This window comes from Hydrotalea sp. AMD (assembly GCF_004100315.1).
Taxonomy (GTDB): Bacteria; Bacteroidota; Bacteroidia; order Chitinophagales; family Chitinophagaceae; genus Hydrotalea; species Hydrotalea flava.
On sequence record NZ_SCKY01000099.1, the window covers coordinates 1 to 842 of the forward strand.

Below are 842 nucleotides of genomic sequence, written 5' to 3' on the forward strand. Positions count from 1 at the left end.
AGCATCCAAAGCAGGTTCGGTAGCCCACTTTGAAGCAGAAATACTCACCGAAAATATTCTTCGCTATATGAAAGGAGAACCTTTAAAAGAAGAATTTGACGGGCATGCCAACTGCTTTATTGAAACCGGTAACGGCAAGGCATTGCTGATTGATTTTAACTATACCCACGAACCTGTTGAAGGCAGCTTCCCCTTCCCCGGCGTTGGACCATTAAGACTTTTAAAAGAAAGCAGAATGAACCACATGGGCAAATTAGCTTTCAGATGGATTTACTGGAACATGCTGCTGAAAGGAACCCATATACCTTTTGTTTCTGCCACTATGCAGGAAGCAGGCAAATACTTTGATTAATTCATTCACCATAAAAAACAAACACAATGGAAACACAATTAGCCAACACAACAGTTGATGTAAACGAAGAAGGTTACTTAACCAATTTTGCACAATGGACTCCCGCCGTTGCAGAAGCCATTGCAAAAGATTTGAATATTACTTTAACCTCCAGGCATTGGGATGTGATTACCTATTTACAGAATGAATACAAAAATGATAGTCCGTTAAGCATTCGTAAAATTGGCAAAAGCGGTGTAGTAGACATTAAGGAATTTTACCAGCTATTTCCGAATGCCCCTTTAAAAGCTGCTACCAAAATTGCCGGTATACCCAAACCTGCTAGTTGTATTTAACCCTTTAAATTGAACAAATATGAACGAGTTTAATGGCGAAGTAAGAAAGATGATGATTATACTTTCTAAAGCCACCCTTGAAAATGTGTATGCCGCCTTTGTGTTAGCCAATGGTGCCCGTATGGAAGGCATAGAAGCAGAAATGTTTTTTACTT

At 39.3% G+C, this 842-nt stretch carries 3 protein-coding genes; all 3 read left to right on the forward strand.

What is annotated here, in order from left to right:
• Nucleotides 1-352, forward strand: a 352-nt coding sequence (locus tag EO766_RS18260; RefSeq protein WP_287101817.1) for a hypothetical protein, incomplete at its 5' end; no start/stop codon positions are given.
• Nucleotides 353-378: 26 nt separating this feature from the next.
• Nucleotides 379-687, forward strand: a complete 309-nt coding sequence (locus EO766_RS18265; RefSeq protein ID WP_074420778.1) for a TusE/DsrC/DsvC family sulfur relay protein — start codon at nt 379-381, stop codon at nt 685-687.
• A 52-nt stretch (nt 688-739) separates the two neighbouring features.
• Nucleotides 740-842: DsrE/DsrF/DrsH-like family protein (locus tag EO766_RS18525; RefSeq protein ID WP_353744853.1), on the forward strand; the 103-nt coding region annotated here is incomplete at its 3' end.